The organism is Marivivens donghaensis (genome assembly GCF_030410045.1).
Taxonomy (GTDB): Bacteria; Pseudomonadota; Alphaproteobacteria; order Rhodobacterales; family Rhodobacteraceae; genus Marivivens; species Marivivens donghaensis.
Window position 1 is genome coordinate 230555 of sequence record NZ_JAUFRA010000001.1, and the last position, 19635, is coordinate 250189.

17 protein-coding genes are annotated in these 19635 nt (G+C 55.8%); 9 read left to right on the plus strand and 8 right to left on the minus strand.

Annotated elements, in window-relative coordinates; translation table 11 throughout:
• Nucleotide 1: 1 nt before the first annotated feature.
• From QWY83_RS01165 to QWY83_RS01175, 3 genes are all read right to left on the minus strand, one after another.
• Complete coding sequence (locus QWY83_RS01165) at nt 2-715, minus strand: metallophosphoesterase family protein (RefSeq protein WP_249946744.1); 714 nt, start codon at nt 713-715, stop codon at nt 2-4.
• Between the two features lie 112 nt (nt 716-827).
• Nucleotides 828-2423, minus strand: coding sequence for a phosphoglycerate dehydrogenase (gene serA, locus QWY83_RS01170; protein ID WP_105236038.1), 1596 nt, complete (start codon nt 2421-2423; stop codon nt 828-830).
• 74 nt (nt 2424-2497) lie between these two features.
• Nucleotides 2498-3643: a phosphoserine transaminase gene (locus QWY83_RS01175; protein WP_249946745.1), complete on the minus strand. Its 1146-nt coding sequence runs from the start codon at nt 3641-3643 to the stop codon at nt 2498-2500.
• A gap of 223 nt (nt 3644-3866) precedes the next feature.
• Here QWY83_RS01175 and serB point away from each other — a divergent pair, with 223 nt between their 5' ends.
• The 4 genes from serB (at nt 3867) to rlmN (ending at nt 7492) form a co-directional block, all read left to right on the plus strand.
• The gene (gene serB, locus QWY83_RS01180; protein WP_249946746.1) at nt 3867-4742 is read left to right on the plus strand and encodes a phosphoserine phosphatase SerB; all 876 of its coding nucleotides are present in this window, start codon (nt 3867-3869) and stop codon (nt 4740-4742) included.
• Nucleotides 4743-5504, plus strand: coding sequence for a TSUP family transporter (locus QWY83_RS01185; protein ID WP_105236035.1), 762 nt, complete (start codon nt 4743-4745; stop codon nt 5502-5504).
• 174 nt (nt 5505-5678) lie between these two features.
• The gene (locus tag QWY83_RS01190) at nt 5679-6206 is read left to right on the plus strand and encodes an invasion associated locus B family protein (protein ID WP_067547363.1); all 528 of its coding nucleotides are present in this window, start codon (nt 5679-5681) and stop codon (nt 6204-6206) included.
• Between the two features lie 104 nt (nt 6207-6310).
• Complete coding sequence (gene rlmN, locus QWY83_RS01195; protein ID WP_249946835.1) at nt 6311-7492, plus strand: dual-specificity RNA methyltransferase RlmN; 1182 nt, start codon at nt 6311-6313, stop codon at nt 7490-7492.
• A gap of 16 nt (nt 7493-7508) precedes the next feature.
• Here the strand turns inward: rlmN and QWY83_RS01200 are convergent, their stop codons facing one another.
• Nucleotides 7509-8357, minus strand: coding sequence for an LOG family protein (locus tag QWY83_RS01200; protein ID WP_249946747.1), 849 nt, complete (start codon nt 8355-8357; stop codon nt 7509-7511).
• A gap of 86 nt (nt 8358-8443) precedes the next feature.
• On the opposite strand from QWY83_RS01200, the gene dapD reads away from it, so the two are divergent.
• Together dapD and QWY83_RS01210 are read left to right on the plus strand one after the other, a co-directional pair.
• Nucleotides 8444-9271, plus strand: coding sequence for a 2,3,4,5-tetrahydropyridine-2,6-dicarboxylate N-succinyltransferase (dapD, locus tag QWY83_RS01205; RefSeq protein WP_249946748.1), 828 nt, complete (start codon nt 8444-8446; stop codon nt 9269-9271).
• A 380-nt stretch (nt 9272-9651) separates the two neighbouring features.
• Nucleotides 9652-9987 (plus strand): DUF8846 family protein, encoded by a 336-nt coding sequence (locus QWY83_RS01210; RefSeq protein WP_249946749.1) that lies wholly within the window; start codon nt 9652-9654, stop codon nt 9985-9987.
• A gap of 1 nt (nt 9988) precedes the next feature.
• On the opposite strand, the gene QWY83_RS01215 is transcribed toward QWY83_RS01210, so the two are convergent.
• Complete coding sequence (locus tag QWY83_RS01215) at nt 9989-11068, minus strand: Hint domain-containing protein (protein ID WP_249946750.1); 1080 nt, start codon at nt 11066-11068, stop codon at nt 9989-9991.
• On the minus strand, nt 11065-12648 hold the full coding sequence (locus QWY83_RS01220; protein WP_249946751.1) for a Hint domain-containing protein: 1584 nt from the start codon (nt 12646-12648) through the stop codon (nt 11065-11067). Before QWY83_RS01220 ends, QWY83_RS01215 begins: the two co-directional genes overlap by 4 nt.
• Nucleotides 12649-12925: 277 nt before the next feature.
• Between QWY83_RS01220 and dapE the strand changes: the two genes are divergently transcribed.
• From dapE to QWY83_RS01235, 3 genes are all read left to right on the plus strand, one after another.
• Nucleotides 12926-14074: a succinyl-diaminopimelate desuccinylase gene (gene dapE / locus QWY83_RS01225; protein WP_249946752.1), complete on the plus strand. Its 1149-nt coding sequence runs from the start codon at nt 12926-12928 to the stop codon at nt 14072-14074.
• Nucleotides 14075-14169: 95 nt separating this feature from the next.
• Nucleotides 14170-16428 (plus strand): ribonuclease R, encoded by a 2259-nt coding sequence (gene rnr / locus QWY83_RS01230; protein WP_249946753.1) that lies wholly within the window; start codon nt 14170-14172, stop codon nt 16426-16428.
• A gap of 80 nt (nt 16429-16508) precedes the next feature.
• Nucleotides 16509-17702 carry a lytic murein transglycosylase gene (locus QWY83_RS01235; protein WP_249946754.1) on the plus strand — a complete coding sequence of 398 codons (1194 nt, stop codon included), beginning with the start codon at nt 16509-16511 and terminating at the stop codon, nt 17700-17702.
• Here QWY83_RS01235 and QWY83_RS01240 read toward each other — a convergent pair.
• Nucleotides 17699-18181, minus strand: a complete 483-nt coding sequence (locus tag QWY83_RS01240) for an RNA pyrophosphohydrolase (RefSeq protein WP_249946755.1) — start codon at nt 18179-18181, stop codon at nt 17699-17701. The genes QWY83_RS01235 and QWY83_RS01240 overlap by 4 nt on opposite strands.
• Nucleotides 18182-18299: 118 nt before the next feature.
• Nucleotides 18300-19631: a S41 family peptidase gene (locus QWY83_RS01245; protein WP_249946756.1), complete on the minus strand. Its 1332-nt coding sequence runs from the start codon at nt 19629-19631 to the stop codon at nt 18300-18302.
• Nucleotides 19632-19635 lie beyond the last annotated feature (4 nt).

The window sequence follows — 19635 nt, forward strand, 5'->3', positions numbered from 1 at the left end:
TTCAAACCGACGGTAGTAGCGGAACGCGCCCCTGATCGGTCAAAGTAAAACAGGTGGTTCCATCAAATACCGCAGGAACGAGCGGACGGCCATAGCCAGCGCCGCCATCGAGATCGACCCGATTGCCAAGATGAGTTGGCGTATCCAGTGCGGTGTGACCATGAACGATCAGTTTCTCGAATGGGCCTTCGTGATCCAAGAAACCAATGCGGATCCAGATCAGGTCGTCCTCAATCTGGTCCTCCATCGCAATGTTGGGACGAATGCCTGCGTGAACAAAGATCAACTCGTCCGTTTCGAACCAGAGCGGGCGACTTTCCAAGAATGCGAGGTGTTCGGGGGGAACGGCGGCTTGGGCACGTTTGAGTGTGTCGGTGCCGCCAACGTCGACTCCATAAGACCGTAGGGTTTCTGTCCCGCCGAGGGCAGGATCGAACCAACCTTTGCCAGACTTAATCTGGGAGTCGTGCTCGGTGCCATCCGCGAGATAACGACAGAACATCCGGTCGTGATTGCCGCGCAGAACAGTCCAGTTCCGACCTTCGGCAACGCCATTCAGCAGTCGCTCTACCACAGCGCGGCTATTGGGACCACGGTCCGTATAATCCCCGAGAAAGACGATATGAGCGTCTGCACCACCATCGACTTCTATAAGGCGAAGTGCGTTTTCGAGTTGGTCGATTTGGCCGTGAATATCGCCAATAGCGTAAATCATGATGTGTCCCGAACGTGTGGTAAGCCCTCGTCATAGTTGGCCTGTGTAACGGCAGGGCTTCAAATGGAAAAAGGGGCGGAAACCCGCCCCCTTTTAGTGAATGTAGCGTGGATTAAGCCACGTCAAAGACCAGCGGTTTGACCTGCTTGAATTTACCGGTTTCTGACAGGGCTTTTAGTGTCTCAGCATTGAGCGCTTCGTCTACATAGAGAAGCGCAATTGCTTCGCCACCTGCGCCAGCGCGACCAAGGGTAAAGTTCGCGATGTTGACGCCATTGTTGCCAAGGGTCGAGCCCAGCGTACCGATGATGCCCGGAACGTCTTCGTTGGTGGTATAGAGCATGTGCTGACCAACTTCGGCGTCGACGTTGATGCCTTTGATTTGGATAAAGCGCGGCTTGCCATCAGAGAACACCGTGCCAGCAACCGAACGCTCGTAACCATCGGTGACAACGGTCACTTTGATGTAGCCTTCGAACGCGCCTGACTGATCCTGAGTGGTGGTCGAGAGTTTGATACCGCGTTCTTTTGCGATCACAGGTGCGGACACCATGTTCACGTCAGGGTTCGCTTTCTTCATGATGCCTGCAATCACGCCACAATCGAGCGCTTTGAGGTTCATGTCGGAAACGACGCCGTCATACATCACGTTGATCGCTTTGATCGGTTCGTCGGTCATCTGGCCGATGAAGTTACCGAGGTGACCAGCCAGCTTGATCCACGGGCCCATGACTTTTGCTTCTTCGGCGGTCACGGACGGCATGTTGAGTGCGTTGGTAACAGCGCCAGTCAGCAGGTAGTCAGAGATTTGTTCTGCAACCTGAAGCGCCACGTTTTCCTGCGCTTCCGAAGTAGCTGCGCCCAAGTGCGGGGTGCAGACAACGTTCGGCAGATTGAACAGCGGGTTTTCTTTCGCAGGCTCGACCGAGAACACGTCGAACGCAGCGCCAGCAACATGGCCCGATTTCAGCATGTCAGCGAGAGCTTCCTCGTCAACCAGACCACCGCGAGCACAGTTCACAATGCGAACGCCTGGTTTGGTTTTCGCGAGGTTTTCGCGCGACAGGATGTTGCGGGTCGAGTCGGTCAGCGGAACGTGCAGGGTGATGAAGTCAGCACGTGCGAGCAGCTCGTCGAGCTCCAGTTTCTCAACGCCGATTTTCGCAGCGCGTTCTTCGGACAGGAACGGATCGTATGCGACGACCTTCATTTTCAGGCCCTGAGCGCGATCGATCACGATCGAACCAATGTTACCTGCGCCAATAACGCCAAGTGTTTTGCCAGTCAGCTCAACACCCATGAATTTCGACTTTTCCCATTTGCCAGCATGGGTGGATGCAGACGCTTCGGGGATTTGACGTGCGACAGCGAACATCATTGCGATAGCGTGCTCAGCCGTGGTGATCATGTTGCCGAACGGCGTGTTCATCACGATGATACCTTTTTTCGAGGCAGTCGGGATGTCCACGTTATCGACGCCGATACCAGCGCGAGCGACGACTTTGAGATTGGTCGCAGCGGCGATGATTTTCTCGGTCACTTTGGTCGCAGAGCGGATCGCGAGACCATCGTAGTTGCCGATGATCGCTTCGAGCGCTTCTTTGTCTTTGCCTAGCTGAGGCTGGAAGTCGACTTCAAGACCGCGATCTTTGAAGATCTGAACGGCTGCGGGGGAGAGTTCGTCCGAAATAAGAACTTTGGGGGCCATGATGGGGCTCCTTTATTTGTGGGCATCTGCCCGAAAATGGGGGGTAAGGGCGCGGTTAATCGCGCCCCGCAAGATCACGCTTGTGCTTCGATTTCTGCTTCGAATGCCCACTCGAGCCACGGAAGCATTGCTTCGATGTCCGAGGTTTCGACGGTTGCACCACACCAGATACGCAGACCAGCAGGCGCGTCACGGTAGGCACCCACATCCAGCGCAACACCTTCTTTTTCGAGACGTTTTGCTACGGCCTTGGCAAATGCAGCGCCGTCTTGGATGCGGTCGTCGGTGAACTTCAGGCAAACCGAAGTGTTCGAACGAATGTCGTCGGAAACAGCAAGGTTAGCGATCCAGTCGCGAGTTGCGCAAAAGTCCCAGATGGCCTGAGCGTTGGCGGTCGAACGTGCGATCAGTGCATTCAGGCCACCGAGGTTTTGCGCCCATTTCAGCGCAACAAGGTAGTCCTCAACAGCCAGCATTGACGGCGTGTTGATCGTTTCACCAACAAAGATACCTTCGATCAGCTTGCCGCCTTTGGTCATGCGGAAGATCTTTGGCAGCGGCCATGCAGGAACGTAAGTTTCGAGGCGTTCAACAGCGCGTGGGCTGAGGATCAGGATGCCGTGGGCACCTTCGCCGCCCATAACCTTCTGCCAAGAGAAGGTCACAACGTCGAGTTTGTCCCAAGCGAGGTCCATCGCGAAAGCAGCGGAGGTCGCATCACAAATGGTCAGGCCAGCGCGGTCCGCAGGGATCGCATCGCCAGACGGCAGGCGAACGCCCGAAGTGGTGCCGTTCCAAGTAAAGACAACGTCGTTGTCAAAGTTCACTTTGGTGAAATCGACGATTTCGCCATAAGCAGCTTTGTGAACGTTTGCGTCTAGTTTCAGCTGTTTCACCACGTCGGTGACCCAGCCTTCGCCGAAGGATTCCCAAGCGACCATGTCGACGCCACGAGCGCCGAGCATCGACCACATGGCCATCTCAACAGCGCCAGTATCAGACGCCGGAACGATGCCGATGCGGTAGTCGGCGGGAACGCCGAGAATTTCACGGGTGAGGTCGATTGCCTCTTTCAGCTTTGCTTTACCAACAGCAGCGCGGTGAGAGCGACCCATCGGGGCGTCGGCGAGCATATTGAGTTCGAAGGCTGGAATCTTGGCGCAGGGGCCGGAAGAAAAACGCGCATTTGCCGGACGCGTTGCCGGAGTCTCTTTGACCATTTCTGGTACCCTTTCAGATAAGCGCCTCTCGTTGGGGAGAGGTGTCCCGCTGCTGGACATATGCGGCAGTGCAGAAAGCTGCAATGGGGAAAATGACGCTTGTTTTCGGCAAAAGGTCGCAATTGAACCATCAGCGACTACTATCGGAAACTTCGGACCTGCTTGGCAGCGGCTTAGGGATATGCGAAACGCTAGCGAAACCAGTCGTAACCGGAGTTGTCCGATGTTCACCGTCACCCTTCTTTGTGCGCCATCCGAGCGGAAAATCGAAACGCCATTGGTGGAATCGCTCCGTAATGCGTGGGGCGGTGGCGACGCGATCTGGTTGTCGGTTGATGAGGTAGCGGAGTTCGAAGTGCCCGTAGAGCCGTCGAATTTTTGGGATGTTTGGTCCGATCTGCAGTCGAATGGGATCGATTTGGTGATCCAGCCGACCGAAGGACGTCGCAAAAAGATGCTCCTTGCCGATATGGATTCGACGATGATCCGTCAGGAATGCATCGATGAACTGGCCGCCGAAGCTGGCGTAGGTGAACGGGTCGCAGACATCACAAAGCGTGCGATGAATGGCGAGTTGGATTTCAACGGCGCTTTGGAAGAGCGTGTTGGCCTTTTGGCAGGGTTGGATGAGGCTGTTATCGGACACGTTCTGAATACCCGCATCACCCATATGCCAGGCGGTTATGAACTGGTGCAGACAATGAAAGCACAGGGCGGTTACGCGGCCTTGGTGTCTGGCGGATTTACCGCGTTCACATCACGCATCGCTGCAGCGTTGGGGTTTGATGAAAACCGTGCGAATACCCTGATTGCCGAAGGCGGCAAGCTGACGGGTAAAGTCGGCTACCCGATCCTTGGTCGCGAAGCGAAGGTTCAGGCGCTGGAAGAGATCACAGCGCGTCTGGGTATCTCAGAGGCCGATGTGATTGCCGTTGGTGATGGCGCGAACGACCTCGGTATGCTCGGTCGTGCGGGCACTGGCGTGGCGCTTCACGCGAAGCCAAGTGTGCAGGCAGAGTGCAACGTTCGTATTAACCACGGCGATTTGACCGCGCTCCTCTATCTGCAGGGGTATAAACGCAGCGAGTTTGTATCCTAAGTGCTAGAACATTCTGTCGAACTTCTCGTTCTTCTTACCGGCGCTGCGTTTGTGGCGGGCTTTATCGACTCGATCGCGGGCGGTGGTGGATTGATTACCATTCCTGCGCTGCTGATAGCTGGTCTGAACCCGATTACGGCACTCGCAACGAATAAGGTCCAAGGGTTGTTTGGCGCAGGCATGGCTGCGATCAACTATGCGCGGGCTGGGCATGTGAACCTGTTAGCCCAAATGCCCTCAGCGTTGATGTCATTTGCAGCATCGATCGCAGGTGCGTTGCTCGCCTCGTTCCTGCCCACAGATGTGATCCGCTTGGGCTTGCCCGTTTTGCTGATCGCAGTCGCGCTCTTCTTTGCATTTAAACCCGGTTTGGATGATCTGGATCGAGTGCAACGCATCAGCCCAGCTCTGTTCATGATCGCGTTCGTGCCCGTAATCGGGTTCTATGACGGCCTCCTCGGGCCAGGCACGGGGGCGTTTTTCATGCTCGGTTTCGTCGCCTTGGGTGGCTATGGCGTGCTGAAAGCGACGGCACATACAAAACTACTGAACTTTGCATCCAACGTGGGTGCGACGCTTGCCTTTGCGTTGGTTGCTAAACCGCTCTGGGTGACGGGGCTATGTATGGGCGCGGGGCAGATGGCAGGGGCTTATCTGGGCTCTAAATTGGCGATGAAAGTCGGCTCGCGCGTTATCAAACCCGTTCTAGTGATCGCCTCTACAGCGATGGCGATTAAGCTGATTTGGGATGCAATGGCCTGAGTTCAGGGCGTTCAGGCGGGAATCCGCACAATTTCGTGCGCCAATAGGACTTTCCCATAGGCCTCTTTTCTTGGTAAAGATACAACATCGAGAGAATAGATCCGCTGGCGGAACGGTGACGGTAGAGCATCGGGTGAGTGGAAGAAGAGGCAAAAACAGCTTGGAGGCTGTCTAATGATTTCTGGAATGATGCGTGCGGCAGTTGTCGCTCTTGCGCTCGGTACGGCTAGTGTTGCTGTCGCGCAGGACTCTGACAATCGCGTAGCCGCCAACACCGACTGGAGTGTCTTTGAAGGCAATGATCCGCGCGAATGCTGGATCGTTTCGGCACCCAAAGAGACAGTGAACACACGCGATGGCAACGTGGTTGCGGTGCGCCGTGGTGATATCCTGCTCTACGTTTTCTTTAAGCCCTCTGCTGGTCTGAATGGCCAAGTGGTGTTCACGGGTGGGTATCCGTTCGCAGGTGAATCAACTGTGAAGATGGAAATCGGTGGACGCGAGTATGATCTCTACGTTCAGGGCGAAAACGCTTGGCCTGCTAATGCCGAAGCCGATGCACAGATTGTTGCGGCGATGCGTGCTGGCTCTGAAGCGGTCCTGACAGCGCGTTCCGCACGCGGCACCGTGACCAAAGATAGCTTCTCGCTTTTGGGTTTCACGGCATCGTTGGAAGAGGCTCAGCGCCGCTGCGCTGGTTAATTTCGACCCGCTGCACCATTATTTGACTTATATTGGGGCGGAATTCTTTTGAATTCTGCCCCGAATCCTATATGAGCGCCCATCTACCCGCACCCGAGGCTGCTATGACCGCGACTGCTCCGATTACCCAAGACGTCCTGACAATCCCCCGCAAACTGCCGGAGGGAGCCAAAAACCTTGCTGGCATGACCCGCGAACAAATGCGTGAGGCATTGATCGAAGCAGGTACGCCCGAGAAGCAGGCCAAGATGCGCCTCAATCAGGTGTGGCAGTGGGTCTACCACTGGGGCGTGACCGATTTCGACGTCATGACCAACCTGTCCAAAGACTATCGCAAGATGCTCTCCGAGAATTTCGTGATTGAGCGTCCTGAGTTGGTGACAAAGCTCGTGTCCGAGGATGGCACCCGCAAATACCTCGTTCGTATTGCGGGCGGCCACGAGGTCGAGATTGTCTACATTCCTGAGGAAGGCCGCGGAACGCTGTGCGTGTCTTCCCAAGTTGGCTGCACGCTGACCTGTTCGTTCTGCCATACGGGCACGCAGAAATTGGTGCGCAACCTCACGGCCTCTGAGATCGTTGGTCAGATCATGCTGGCGCGCGATGATTTGGATGAATGGCCCGAGCCAGGCACTGGCACTGGTGATGATGGCCCACGTTTGCTGTCTAACATCGTTCTGATGGGCATGGGCGAGCCGCTCTATAATTTCGAAAACGTCCGTGATGCGATGAAGATCACCATGGATGGTGAAGGCATCGCACTGGGCCGTCGCCGCATCACGCTGTCGACCTCTGGTGTTGTTCCCGAAATCGCACGGACTGCCGAGGAAATTGGCTGCCTTCTCGCGGTATCGTTCCACGCAACGACCGATGAAGTGCGCGATAAGCTCGTTCCGGTAAACAAAAAATGGAACATTGAGGCCCTTTTGGACGCACTTCGCGAATATCCGAAGGCGACGAACAGCGAACGTATCACGTTTGAATATGTGATGCTCGACGGTGTGAACGACACGTTCGAGGACGCCCATCGTTTAGTCAAACTGCTCGACGGTATTCCAGCCAAAGTGAACCTGATCCCGTTCAACGAATGGCCGGGGGCTCCGTATAAACGGTCGTCGAACAACCGTATCCACGCGTTTGCGCGGATCCTGATGGAAGCAGGCTATGCGTCACCAATCCGCACGCCGCGCGGTGAGGACATCATGGCCGCTTGTGGTCAGTTGAAATCCGCAACCGAACGGGCACGTAAATCGCGCGCTCAGATCGAAGCAGAAGCGGGGCTCTAAAGCCCCGCACATTCGGTCAACGTCCCGGGATAGACCCGCGCTTTTGACCCACGTTTTCCCAGTTTGCGAGCGCGTCCATCGCTTCTTCTGCTGTTTCAACATAGCGGAAGAGCGCCAAGTCTTGATCCGAGATGGTGCCCGCGTCAGCGAGTGCATCCCAGTTTATGATCTTTTCCCAGAATTTCTTACCGAAGAGTAAGAATGGAATTTGCTCCATCCGACCTGTCTGAATCAGGGTCAAACTCTCGAACATTTCGTCCAAGGTACCGAAACCACCTGGGAACACGCAAACCGCTTTCGCGCGCATCAGGAAATGCATCTTCCGAATGGCGAAGTAGTGGAAGTTGAAACACAGTTCTGGCGTCACGTATTGGTTTGGCGCTTGCTCGTGCGGAAGGACGATGTTCAAGCCGATTGATTTACCGCCTGCCTCTGCTGCGCCTCGGTTACCAGCTTCCATCACTCCAGGACCGCCGCCCGTGACGATGACGTTCTCTTGGCCCCCATTTTTCAGCGAAAGCTCGGTCATCATGCGGGCAAAGCGTCGTGCTTCTTCGTAGTATTTCGACAGATCAGAGAGCGTCTGTGTTCGCGCCGTGGCTTTGTTTTCGGGTGCTGGAATCCGTGCACCACCGAACAGAACGATCGTTGATTCGATCTGAGCTTCGTCCATCGCCAACTCTGTTTTCAGGAGTTCGAGTTGCAGACGAACAGGGCGGAGATCTTCGCGACACATGAAATCCGTGTCCGAAAACGCCAGTTTATAGGTCGGCGACCGCGTCTGCGGAGTGTCAGGGATGTGTTTGGCGGCCTGACGGTCTTCTCCTGAGTGGCGAAGGGGGTGGCGTCGGTTGTCGTCTCTCATGGGTCGTGCCTTTTATTGCTCTTTGGGGGTGAAACGGTCTATAGCCCCTCGGAAGGTTCAAACCACATCTAACACCGAGAGGCCACATGTCGAACGTCCAGCTCGAAGCTGCCATCGAAGCCGCGTGGGAAGCCCGCGATACGATCACCCCTGCGACCACGGGCGAAACCCGTGAAGCGATTGAAGATACGCTCAACGCGCTTGATAGCGGTGCACTGCGTGTTGCCGAACGTCAGCATGACGGTCAATGGCATGTAAACCAGTGGGCGAAAAAGGCCGTGCTCTTGGGTTTCCGTATCAAGGATATGGAGCTTCAGTCTGGTGGTCCGCAGGGTCACAGCTGGTGGGACAAGGTCGACAGCAAGTTCAAAGGTTGGGGCGCTGAAGACTTCCAAGCGGCTGGCTTCCGTGCTGTTCCGAACGCAGTTGTTCGTAAGTCTGCGTACATTGCCAAAGGCGTCGTTCTGATGCCGTCCTTCGTGAACCTCGGTGCGCACGTAGGTGAAGGCACTATGGTTGACACATGGGCGACCGTTGGGTCGTGCGCACAAATCGGTAAACATGTTCACCTGTCGGGTGGCGTAGGTATCGGTGGCGTTCTTGAACCGATGCAGGCTGGCCCGACCATCATCGAAGACAACTGCTTTATCGGTGCTCGCTCTGAGGTTGTTGAGGGCTGCATCATCCGCGAAGGTTCGGTGCTGGGCATGGGCGTTTACATCGGCCAGTCGACCAAAATCGTTGACCGCGAAACGGGCGAAGTTTTCTTCGGTGAAGTGCCGCCGTATTCGGTCGTCGTCTCGGGCTCGATGCCGTCGAAAAACGGTATCAACTTGTACTGCGCCGTTATTGTTAAGCGTGTAGATGAACGCACGCGTTCGAAGACAGGCATCAACGAACTTCTGCGCGATTAATTATCTTTCTCATATTGAGTTTAGGGCGCGTCCATTTTGGGCGCGCCTTTGCTTTTGTCGCGGCCATAAAAAAGCCCCGCGAGCGGTAGCTTGCGGGGCAAAGTCGTGACGTGGGCGTGACGGAGAGTCACCCGCGTCTCTGAAAGACTGAAGCGACACCACATGCGAATGAGGTGTCTCGACGTTCACATTAGGGGCCAAATAGGTGAACAGGTCTATTCACCTAAGGGTTATTTTCGGGGATCATTTGAGTAGGTTTTGCCGATTTTCGCGGTGCAAAAGTATAATGCGGTTTGCGTCGCCACTTGAAAATCATCGCGTTCACAGTCAAACGGTCTCAACCGTTAATCATGCGCCGAACAAGGCAAGAGGGGGCCGAAATGGTCAAAAAAGACACCAAACAACAGGTCTACACCCTTTTGGTACAGGTCGGTCGCAAGGAAGGTGACGGTCTGCCAGATGGCAGCACTGGCGCCGCGCTGATGTGCTATTCCAGCGGTGTTGATGAAGCTGAAGCCGTCCGCGAAACGGTTGCGATCCTAAAGCAGGCCGACTTAAATCCGCTGGACGTGACGGGTTATGGCACTTTGGATGAACGTCTTGCCGAAGGTCACGATATCGACGAAGACGAACAGGAACTGATGCAGCGCGCACTTGAAGAAAACAGCGTGATCGTCGCGCAGATGACCCCGTTCTTTGACGATAATGACGCCTGATCTAGCGGTTCGGGATCAATACAGCTTCGAAATTTCTGAGATGCTGCAGGTCAATTGATGGGCCTGTCGGTAGCAATTCCTGTGGCACGTCGCGCAGGATGCCGTGCTGACGCATTGCAGCGTTTTGGCGGAATGGTGCAGGGTCAAGGCTGGTCAATCGAACACCTGTAAGTTCGAGGACGTCATGGCGGTCGAGCATGACATGGTAATACGTCACAAGATCGCTCTGACTGGTGGCCAGAACCTCGCGTCCGTCTGTCAGGTGGCCAACCTCAGTCAGCACATATTCCGTCAAGAACAGGTATTCGATTTTTGATCCGCCGAGTTCGACATGCTGGCGTGGACCGATGATCAAATCGGTTCTCGCTCCGTAATAGGGTGCACGAATGATATGTGGTGTGAACATACCGCGGGCAGGAAGCGTTTGCGTGGCGATTGATCGGATCTGAGCCGTTTCTCCATCTGCAGTGACAACCGTTGCCCCTGGTTTCAGCGTTTCAAGACGGACGTGGCCGTTGGGTGTTTCGATGATCGATTGGCCCGAGAGGGTTGCGGGCGGCCCGACAGGTTCGATGCTATCGGCAATCGCAACGAATGTCGTTGCAGAGTCCATCTGGGTTGCTTGGGGATGTGTGCAAATGCGGTCTGCGTCCCGAAAGCACAGCGGGATCGGGGCAAAGAGATCACAGCAATAGAACTCATTGGTCGAGGTTAGGACGGCCAACAGACCCTTGCGGGCTGGTGCGTCCCATGTGAACCAGATTGCGGCGGTGCCTTTGTGGGTATGTAGGTCGGTTTTCAACGCAAAATCTGCGGTGACCTGCCCCTGCCCCATCAGCAACCGTAAGGTCCCATCTGGGTCCAAAGTCAGCCTTAGGGCGCTGTGCCACGGGGTATTTGCCGCGAACCGTAGCAAATTACGCCTGACCTTATCGGGGTCATGGATGGTTTCGATAAGCAGCGTGCCCTTGGCGATCAGGGCATCGGCCGAAACCCGTTTCACCTTGGTTTGATCACCGATTAACCCACTGGGGTGAAACCGCTGGGTACCGTTGTGATCGCGCAGGCCGATCCAACTCATGCAGCAGCCTCGGCAAGGAGGCGAGCCTCGTATGATTTCAGCGAAAGTCGCGCGGCAGGGCCGTGGTTCATTCCAGTCTCTGGCGTCAATTCTGGGAACAGCGTGCAAATTTCTTCGAGCACTTCTGGGTCGAATTGATTTGTTGCCTGTGGGCCGGGGTGGAAGCTCTCTGTCGGGAGGCCTTCGGAATAGACGACTTGATGGCGGTCAAACAGGATGTGGTGGTAGGTGACCGTTCCGCCTTCGACGTGGCGAATGGTTGATCCGTTCACCAAATCTCGCGCTTTGACTAACACCTCTTCTTCGCCAAAGAGCAGTGCGGCCAGCGGGTCCCGCATAAGAACACGGTGCTGTGGGGATACCATCAACGCGTCGTGTTCACCGATTGCATTCGCTTCGATCAGGACAGGAGCCATTTTCCCTGTGGCTTCGACTTCGCGATTGCCGATCCAGCGTAAAGGCTGCGGGCCTTCGTCCATGGTGAGGACCATGTCACCAATTGAAAGGTCTTCGACCGGCACCATGCCGCGCGTTGTGGAAATCAACGTGCCAGAGACAAAACAGGGAATGACGTCGAGGTTGACTATACCCGTCGACGTTCCGACGACAGTCGAACCGTCCAAGGCGTCAACTTGGTAGGTAAAGTTGACCGCTTCTCCGTCGCTATCGGCAACAACCGTGATTGTGCCGTTAGCGTTTACAGTGATCGTTTGGCCTGTTGTCAGTGTGAGTGTGCTGCCTGCCGTAACCGGAACACCGTTGATTTCTGTGATCTGAAGGGTGCCTGAGGTGGCGTTCGTATCGTTGCCAAGCAGGTCAAACGTTTTGGTTCCGTTGGCATACATCGACACATCATCAGTCACGGCGATCAAAGTTGTTTGACCTGAATCCGCAGCGATCAGGATGTTTGAGTCGTAGCTGCTGTCCCCAACGTCCGCGATCCCGATCTTAATCGTGTTCAAGATGTTGGGATCGACGGGGATGTTCAGGGTCATGGTGACGGTAAAGCCATCCATTTCCGTGTTGTATTGGTCTTGGGTGTTGTCGACGTAAAGGTTGGAACCCGTCGGTCCACCTACGTTGTTCACAGAGGTCGTGCCGTCCCCGATCGATAGGGGAACGTGGACACCATTGACCCATACGCCCACGGCGTCGTTGAACGATGATGTGGTGTATTCTGGAAATTCTTCCGACGCGAAAACAAAGCTCAGGGTTAGTGTGTCGCCTGTCGGGATAAAGCTTACATCGAGCCAAGCCGCATCATAGGTCGAACCGCCGCTAATCGCGTTGAAGTCGGCGTCATTGTTGACGCCAGACGTGTTCGTTGTGGTGCTGGTGGATGTGTTCGATTGCCATCGGTTCGACGTGGTAAAGCTGGAGGCTTGACCCGTAGATAGGATGACACCCGTGTCTGACGGCGCAACACCGCCAGTGAGATCACCGTTTGTGTAAATCGCAGATGACCTGTTGTCGCCCGTATAGGAGGCGGACACAACTGTGACGCCATCGCCGAAAATTGTTTCGGCCATCTGCATGGCGCTCGCACCGGTGTTGTAACCGATTTCGACTCCACTAACCATCTTTGCCTCAGCTCTCTGCCAAGGTCAGCGCATGCTTCAAGACGGACACAAAATCCGAACTCTATAAATGTGGCTTTACTGCTCGCCACTGACCATCTTGGGGTCTGCCCTGCCTCGGGTCTCTATTTTGAGACAACCATAACCTGTGCAAAGATTTTTTGTTAACACTTTTGTATAGTTAAATTTACCCATGTGGAATTTTTGTGTTCCAGTCGCCACATTCGCCTGATTGCATCGGCTTTGGGGCTTGGGTAGGGCTGGTGCAAAGGAGACGCTTATGACCGCACCTATCGATCCCGTTGATCTTACCGCTCAACTTGTCCGCTGTCCCTCTGTGACGCCCGCCGAAGGTGGCGCTTTGGTACTGCTCGAAGAGCTATTGAGTGCATCTGGATTTGACTGCACGCGCGTGGACCGTGGCGGAATTTCGAACTTATACGCGCGATGGGGCCGTAAAGGGGCGAACCGCACGTTCGGGTTCAATGGTCATACGGATGTCGTACCATTGGGAAACCGGGACGACTGGACCGTTGATCCGTTTGGCGCAGAGATCAAAGACGGGTTCATGTATGGTCGCGGTACGACGGATATGAAGTCTGGCGTTGCGGCATTCGTCGCGGCCGCTATTGATTTTGTGAAACAAACGCCGCCCGATGGCGCGATTGCGATCGCCATCACAGGTGACGAAGAGGGTGATGCCGATGATGGCACGGTCGCTCTTTTGGATTGGATGGATCAGCAGGGTGAATCCATGTCGGTCTGTCTGGTTGGTGAGCCGACCTGTCCGAATGAAATGGGCGAAATGATGAAGATCGGGCGCCGCGGTTCGTTGACGGCGTGGTTTACTGTGACGGGTGTTCAGGGACACTCGGCCTATCCGCATCGTGCGAATAACCCTATTCCTGCGCTGGCGCGGTTGGTTGACCGTATGTCGTCGCATGAGTTGGACAGTGGCACCGACCACTTTGATCCATCGACGCTGGCTTTCGTCACAGTCGACACGGGCAACCCCGCGACGAACGTGATCCCTGCGCAGACCCGCGCGGCCGTGAATATCCGCTATAACGACCTTCATACAGGTGAAAGTCTGACCGCGTGGATGCAGGGCGAAGCCGATAAGATCGCCGAAGAGTTCGGCGTCAAAGTCGATATGCGCGTGAAAATTTCGGGTGAGAGCTTTGTCACGCCTCCGGGTGAGTTGTCGGATCTGGTGTCAAAATCTGTTCAGGCTGTGACGGGCAAAACACCCGAGCTATCGACTTCGGGTGGCACGTCGGATGCACGGTTTGTCAAAAACCACTGTCCTGTGGTCGAATTTGGGCTTGTCGGGAAAACTATGCATCAGGTGGATGAACGTGTCGCGGTTGACCAGATCGGTCAGTTGAAATCCATCTACACCCGAATTCTGAACGATTATTTCGGCTGATCCCTGACTTTCGCAAGACGTTGGATCGGGACCAGAGTATGGTTTCATCAAAGAAGGCGGGTGCGCTGTGCCCCGTCTGGTGTTAGGGCTGTCGCATGACACGTATTCCTTCAAAAGAGGAAATCCTCGAATGGATTTCCACGAACCCGACCCTCACCGCTAAGCGCGATATCGCTAAGGCCTTTGGCATCAAAGGCTCTGCGCGGATCGATCTCAAACGCATCTTGCGAGAGTTGGAAGATGAAGGTGCGCTGACCAAGCGTCGGTCGTCGTATCGCGACGCTGAAAAACTACCGCCCGTTGCGGTGCTGCAAGTGATCGACCCTGATCACAACGGTGACCTGTGGGCGCGTCCACTGGAATGGCGTGGTGATGGTGCGATGCCGCGCATTCTTATGATCCAGCGCGATACGGATCCCGCTTTGGCACCTGGCGACCGAATTTTGGGTCGGATGACCGAGGTTAAAGGCGAGGACTACGATTACACTGCGCGCATGATCCGTCGCGTCGGGTCAAACCCGTTGCGGATTGTCGGTGTATTTCGGCAGAGCCACGAGGGTGGCCGTATAGTCCCCATCGATAAAAAAGCCGACAAACAATGGATCGTTCCAGAGGGCGCGACCGCAGGGGCCAAGGACGGCGAATTGGTCGAAGCAGAGCAGAGCGGCCCAAAAGGGCGGCTTGGCCTGCCTAAAGCGCGCATTATTGATCGACTTGGTGACCCATCCGCACCCAAAGCGGTCAGCCTAATTGCGATCCACCAACACGGCATTCCCGACGCATTTCCTGACGATGTGATCGCGGAAGCGGACAGCGTTAAGCCAGCGGAACTCAAGGACCGCACCGATCTGCGTCATCTGCCGCTTGTCACTATTGACCCAGCCGATGCTCGCGACAGGGATGACGCGGTCCTAGCAATTCCAGATAGTGATCCCGACAACGAAGGAGGTTTCTATCTCTGGGTCGCGATTGCCGACGTCGCTTATTACGTGCGCCCGAACTCCGCCTTGGATCGTGAGGCGCGTAAGCGCGGAAACTCGTCTTATTTCCCTGATCGTGTTGTCCCGATGCTGCCTGACCGTCTGTCGGGTGATCTATGTTCGCTGCACGAAGCTGTTGATCGCGCTTGTATGGCCGTCGAGATGCGGATCGATGCTGAGGGGCGCAAAATCAGCCATCGGTTCGTGCGCGGATTGATGCGGTCGGCGGCCTCTTTGGCCTATGAGGAGGCACAAGCCGCCATCGACGGCATGCCGAATGAGAAAACAGGTCCGCTCCTCGAACCCGTTTTGAAGCCGCTCTACGCCGCCTATGAAGCGTTGAAAAAGGCGCGTGCGGTGCGCCAGCCTCTCGAATTGGATCTGCCAGAACGTCAGATCGTGTTGAATGACGCGGGCGAGGTCACGTCGATCGCGTTCAAAGAACGGTTCGATGCGCACAAATTGATCGAAGAATTCATGGTGCTGGCGAACGTTGCCGCCGCTGAAGAACTGATCAAACACCGCACGCCGTTGTTGTTCCGCGTGCACGAAGAACCAAGCCCCGAAAAGCTGGACAGCCTACGTGAAGTCGCGCAAGCAAGCGGTCTGGTGCTGGCCAAAGGTCAGGTTTTGCAGACCCGCCACCTCAACCAACTTCTCCGTCAGGCTGAAGGCACGCCGCAGGATGAGTTGATCAACATGTCGACCCTACGGTCGATGACGCAGGCTTATTACGGGCCGAATAACTTTGGTCACTTTGGCTTGGCACTGCGCAACTATGCGCATTTCACCTCGCCGATCCGTCGATATTCCGACCTCATCGTGCACCGTGCTCTGATCAAGACGCATAAATGGGGCAATGATGGTCTCAGCGATTGGGATATCGAAATGCTCGAAGCGACGGGGCAGCAAATCAGCGATACCGAACGCCGTTCGATGATCGCCGAGCGAGATACGACTGACCGTTATCTCGCGGCATTCATGAAAGATCGCGTTGGGACGGAGCTACCTGGCCGTATTAGTGGCATTCAAAAGTTTGGCGTTTTTGTGAAGCTGGATGAAACGGGCGCAGACGTCCTGGTGCCTGTGCGTTCACTCGGGAGCGAATTTTTCCACTATGATGCCGAAGCCCAACAGCTCTTTGGGTCGCAGTCGGGCATGGTCATCGGCCTTGGCCAACGGGTCACTCTGAAATTGACCGAAGCCGCGCCGATTTCCGGTGGTCTTGTCGGCGAAATTATCTCGATCGATGACTTCATCATGCCGAAGGGCCCAATGCGCGGTGGCCGTGGCCGACCTGTGCGACGCAAAGCGAACGCTGCCAAGAAGAAAGCCGATAAGGTGCGCCGTAAGGTGAAACGAACGCGTAAGTAGATCGGCGTAATCTCGCAGGTCTCTGAGGCTTTTGTTGTAAGTTTTCAGGAGTGATCTACCTTGAAGCTAGGTTTCAAGGTGTGAGTAGTCCTATGGTTTTGTCCCGTCGCGCGATGGTTTTGGGTGCTTTGTCTGTGCCGAGTTTGGCCTATGCGCAAAGCGGTTTTGACGGCTGGGTGGCTAGCTTCAAATCACGAGCGCGTTCGCGGGGTATATCCCAACGAACCATCGACGCGGCCTTTGCAAACGTTCGCTATAACGCCGAAGTGGTCGAGCGGGATCGCAATCAGGCGGAGTTTCGGCGCGAGATTTGGGACTACCTCGACCTCGTCGTGTCGGAGAGCCGCGTCACTAATGGACGCAGGGCGTTCCGCGACAATCGCCGTCTGTTAGCCGAAATTGAGGACCGCTACGGGGTTCCCGCTGCGATCGTTTGTGCGATTTGGGGGATGGAAAGCGCATATGGCGCCCGTCGCGGTGACATTCCAGTGATCGAAGCACTGGCCACTCTTGCTTATGACGGACGGCGCGGTCGGTTCTTTGAGCAACAGCTGATGGCAGCGCTGCGCATCCTTGAGGCTGGCCATGTTCGGCAACGAGATTTCGTGGGCAGCTGGGCCGGCGCGATGGGTCATACTCAATTCATCCCGACAAGCTTTGAGGCTTATGGCGTCGATTTTCGCGGTGATGGATGGCGGGATATTTGGTCCGATGATCCGACTGACGCTCTAGCATCGACGGCAGCTTACTTGGCGCGCTTCAATTGGCGAAGAGGAATGCCTTGGGGCGTCGAGGTGCGTTTGCCATCCACTTTCAATTTTGCACAAGCGGGACGCAGCACCATGCGAATGCCGTCAGAATGGGCGCAGCAAGGTGTTGTTGGTGTCGATGGGCGAGCGGTTCCTGATTACGGGTCGGCAGGGTTGCTTTTGCCAGCAGGCGCGCGCGGCGTCGCGCTGATGACATTCGCGAATTTCCGAACGATTGAGCGCTACAACGCATCCGAAGCCTATGTGATCGGCGTCGGGCATTTGGCAGACCGTATTGCAGGGGGCGGTCCGTTTGTTGCGTCGTGGCCCCGCGGCGATCGTGGTTTGACTTCTGCTGAGGCTGCAGAATTGCAGCGGCGCCTGAATGCTGCGGGATTTAACGCTGGGTCTGTAGACGGCAGGCCGGGGCCGCAGACTCGGTCAGCCCTTAGGGCATGGCAGAGCAGTGTGGGGTTATCTGCGGATGGGCGCCCAACGCTCCATATGCTCGAACGGCTTCGCTAGATTTTGGGGCCGAGTTCCGCAAGCACCTGTTCATAAACGGCACGTTTGAACGGGACGATGGAGGCCACAACGTCGGCGGGATCGATCCATTTCCATTGGGTGAATTCAGGATGCTCAGTTGCGATGTTGACTTGCTCATCTGACCCTTTGAAGCGCAGCAGGAACCATTTCTGTTCTTGCCCTTTGTAACGGCCTTTCCAAATGTTCGGGACCACATCATGCGGCAAATCATAGGCAACCCAGCCTTCGGTTTCGGCATCGACGGTCACGAGGTCAGATGTAACGCCCGTTTCCTCCCACAGCTCGCGCAGGGCGGCGTCACGTGGGTCTTCGCCTTTGTCGATGCCGCCTTGTGGCATTTGCCACGCATCTTGATCGCGGTCGTTGCGTTGACCGACAAAAATCCGCCCCTCTTGATTGACAAGCATAACGCCCACGCAAGGACGGTAGGGGAGTGCAGCAATCTGTTCAGGGGTCATCGTAGGAGCCTTTCAACGGTTTGGCAAAGTCTATCGCGCGACCACCATAAGGCCAAGCAGACAAACGAAAAAGGGCAGCACGATTAGGTGCTGCCCTTGGGTTTAGAAGCGCGCGAAATTACTCGCGATTGCCCAGTGCGCTCAATCCACGAAGGATGTCGATTGCATAGGCCAACTGGTAATCCTCTTCGCGAAGGGCTGCCGTTGCTTCGGCGCGAGCTGCGTCTTCTTCGATTTGGCGGATTTCGTCTTCGGTCAGGCTATCGTTGTTCAGCGCGCCGCGCAGGTCTGCTTCGGACCGCATGTTTGGTGTATCCTCGGTCACCTCAACCGCAGGGCGCGGGCGTGGCTGTTGAACGATGATGTCTGGTTGGATGCCGAGCGATTGGATCGAACGGCCCGACGGCGTGTAGTAACGTGCTGTTGTCAAACGCATCGCGCCATCATCGCGCAGCGGCATGACGGTTTGTACCGAACCTTTGCCAAACGATTTGGTGCCGACCACGATCGCGCGGCGGTGATCTTGGAGCGCACCTGATACGATTTCCGATGCAGATGCAGACCCGCCGTTGATCAGAACAACGATGGGCATGCCGTCAGTGATGTCACCTGGCGTCGCATTGTAGCGGTCGCCGTCAGCCGCGTTGCGGCCGCGGGTCGATACGATTTCACCAGCATCAAGGAACGCGTCAGACACATAGATCGCCTGGTCAAGCAAGCCGCCAGGGTTGTTACGCAGATCAAGGATAACGCCGCTGACGTTTTCCTTGCCGCCAGCTTCTTCGATCTGAGCCTCAAAGCCAGAGATCAGGTCGTCGTAGGTCTGACCGCTAAAGGTCGCGATGCGGAGGACGACAGCATCGCCTTCGGTCCGTGCGCGAACGGCTGTGAGTTTGATTGTGTCGCGGATGATCGAAACTTCAAAGGGTTCTGTTTCACCTTCCCGCACGACGGTCAGGATGATCTCGGACCCGACAGGGCCGCGCATCAGGTCAACCGCTTGATCCAGTGTGAGGCCCAAAAGGCTCTCGCCATCGACTTGGGTGATAAAGTCGCCCGAGAGAATGCCCGCAGCATCCGCTGGCGTTCCATCCATCGGGGAGACGACTTTGATCCAGCCTTCTTCTTGGGTCACTTCGATCCCCAAGCCGCCAAATTCACCCAAGGTTTGAATGCGCATATCTGCGGCAGCATCGGGGGATAGGTAGCTGGAGTGCGGGTCGAGGGATGTGAGCATCCCGTTGATCGCCGCCTCGATCAGCGCGGTTTCATCGACTTCTTCGACGTACTGCGCGCGGATGCGTTCGAAAATATCGCCAAACAGATCAAGCTGTTCATAGACCGTTGAATTGCGGTCGGCCTCTTGAGCGATCAAGGGGCCAGCGATCTGCGTTGTAGCCAGAAGACCAAGAATGGTGCCCGACGCTGCCGCAATGGCGAATTTCTTCATAGTA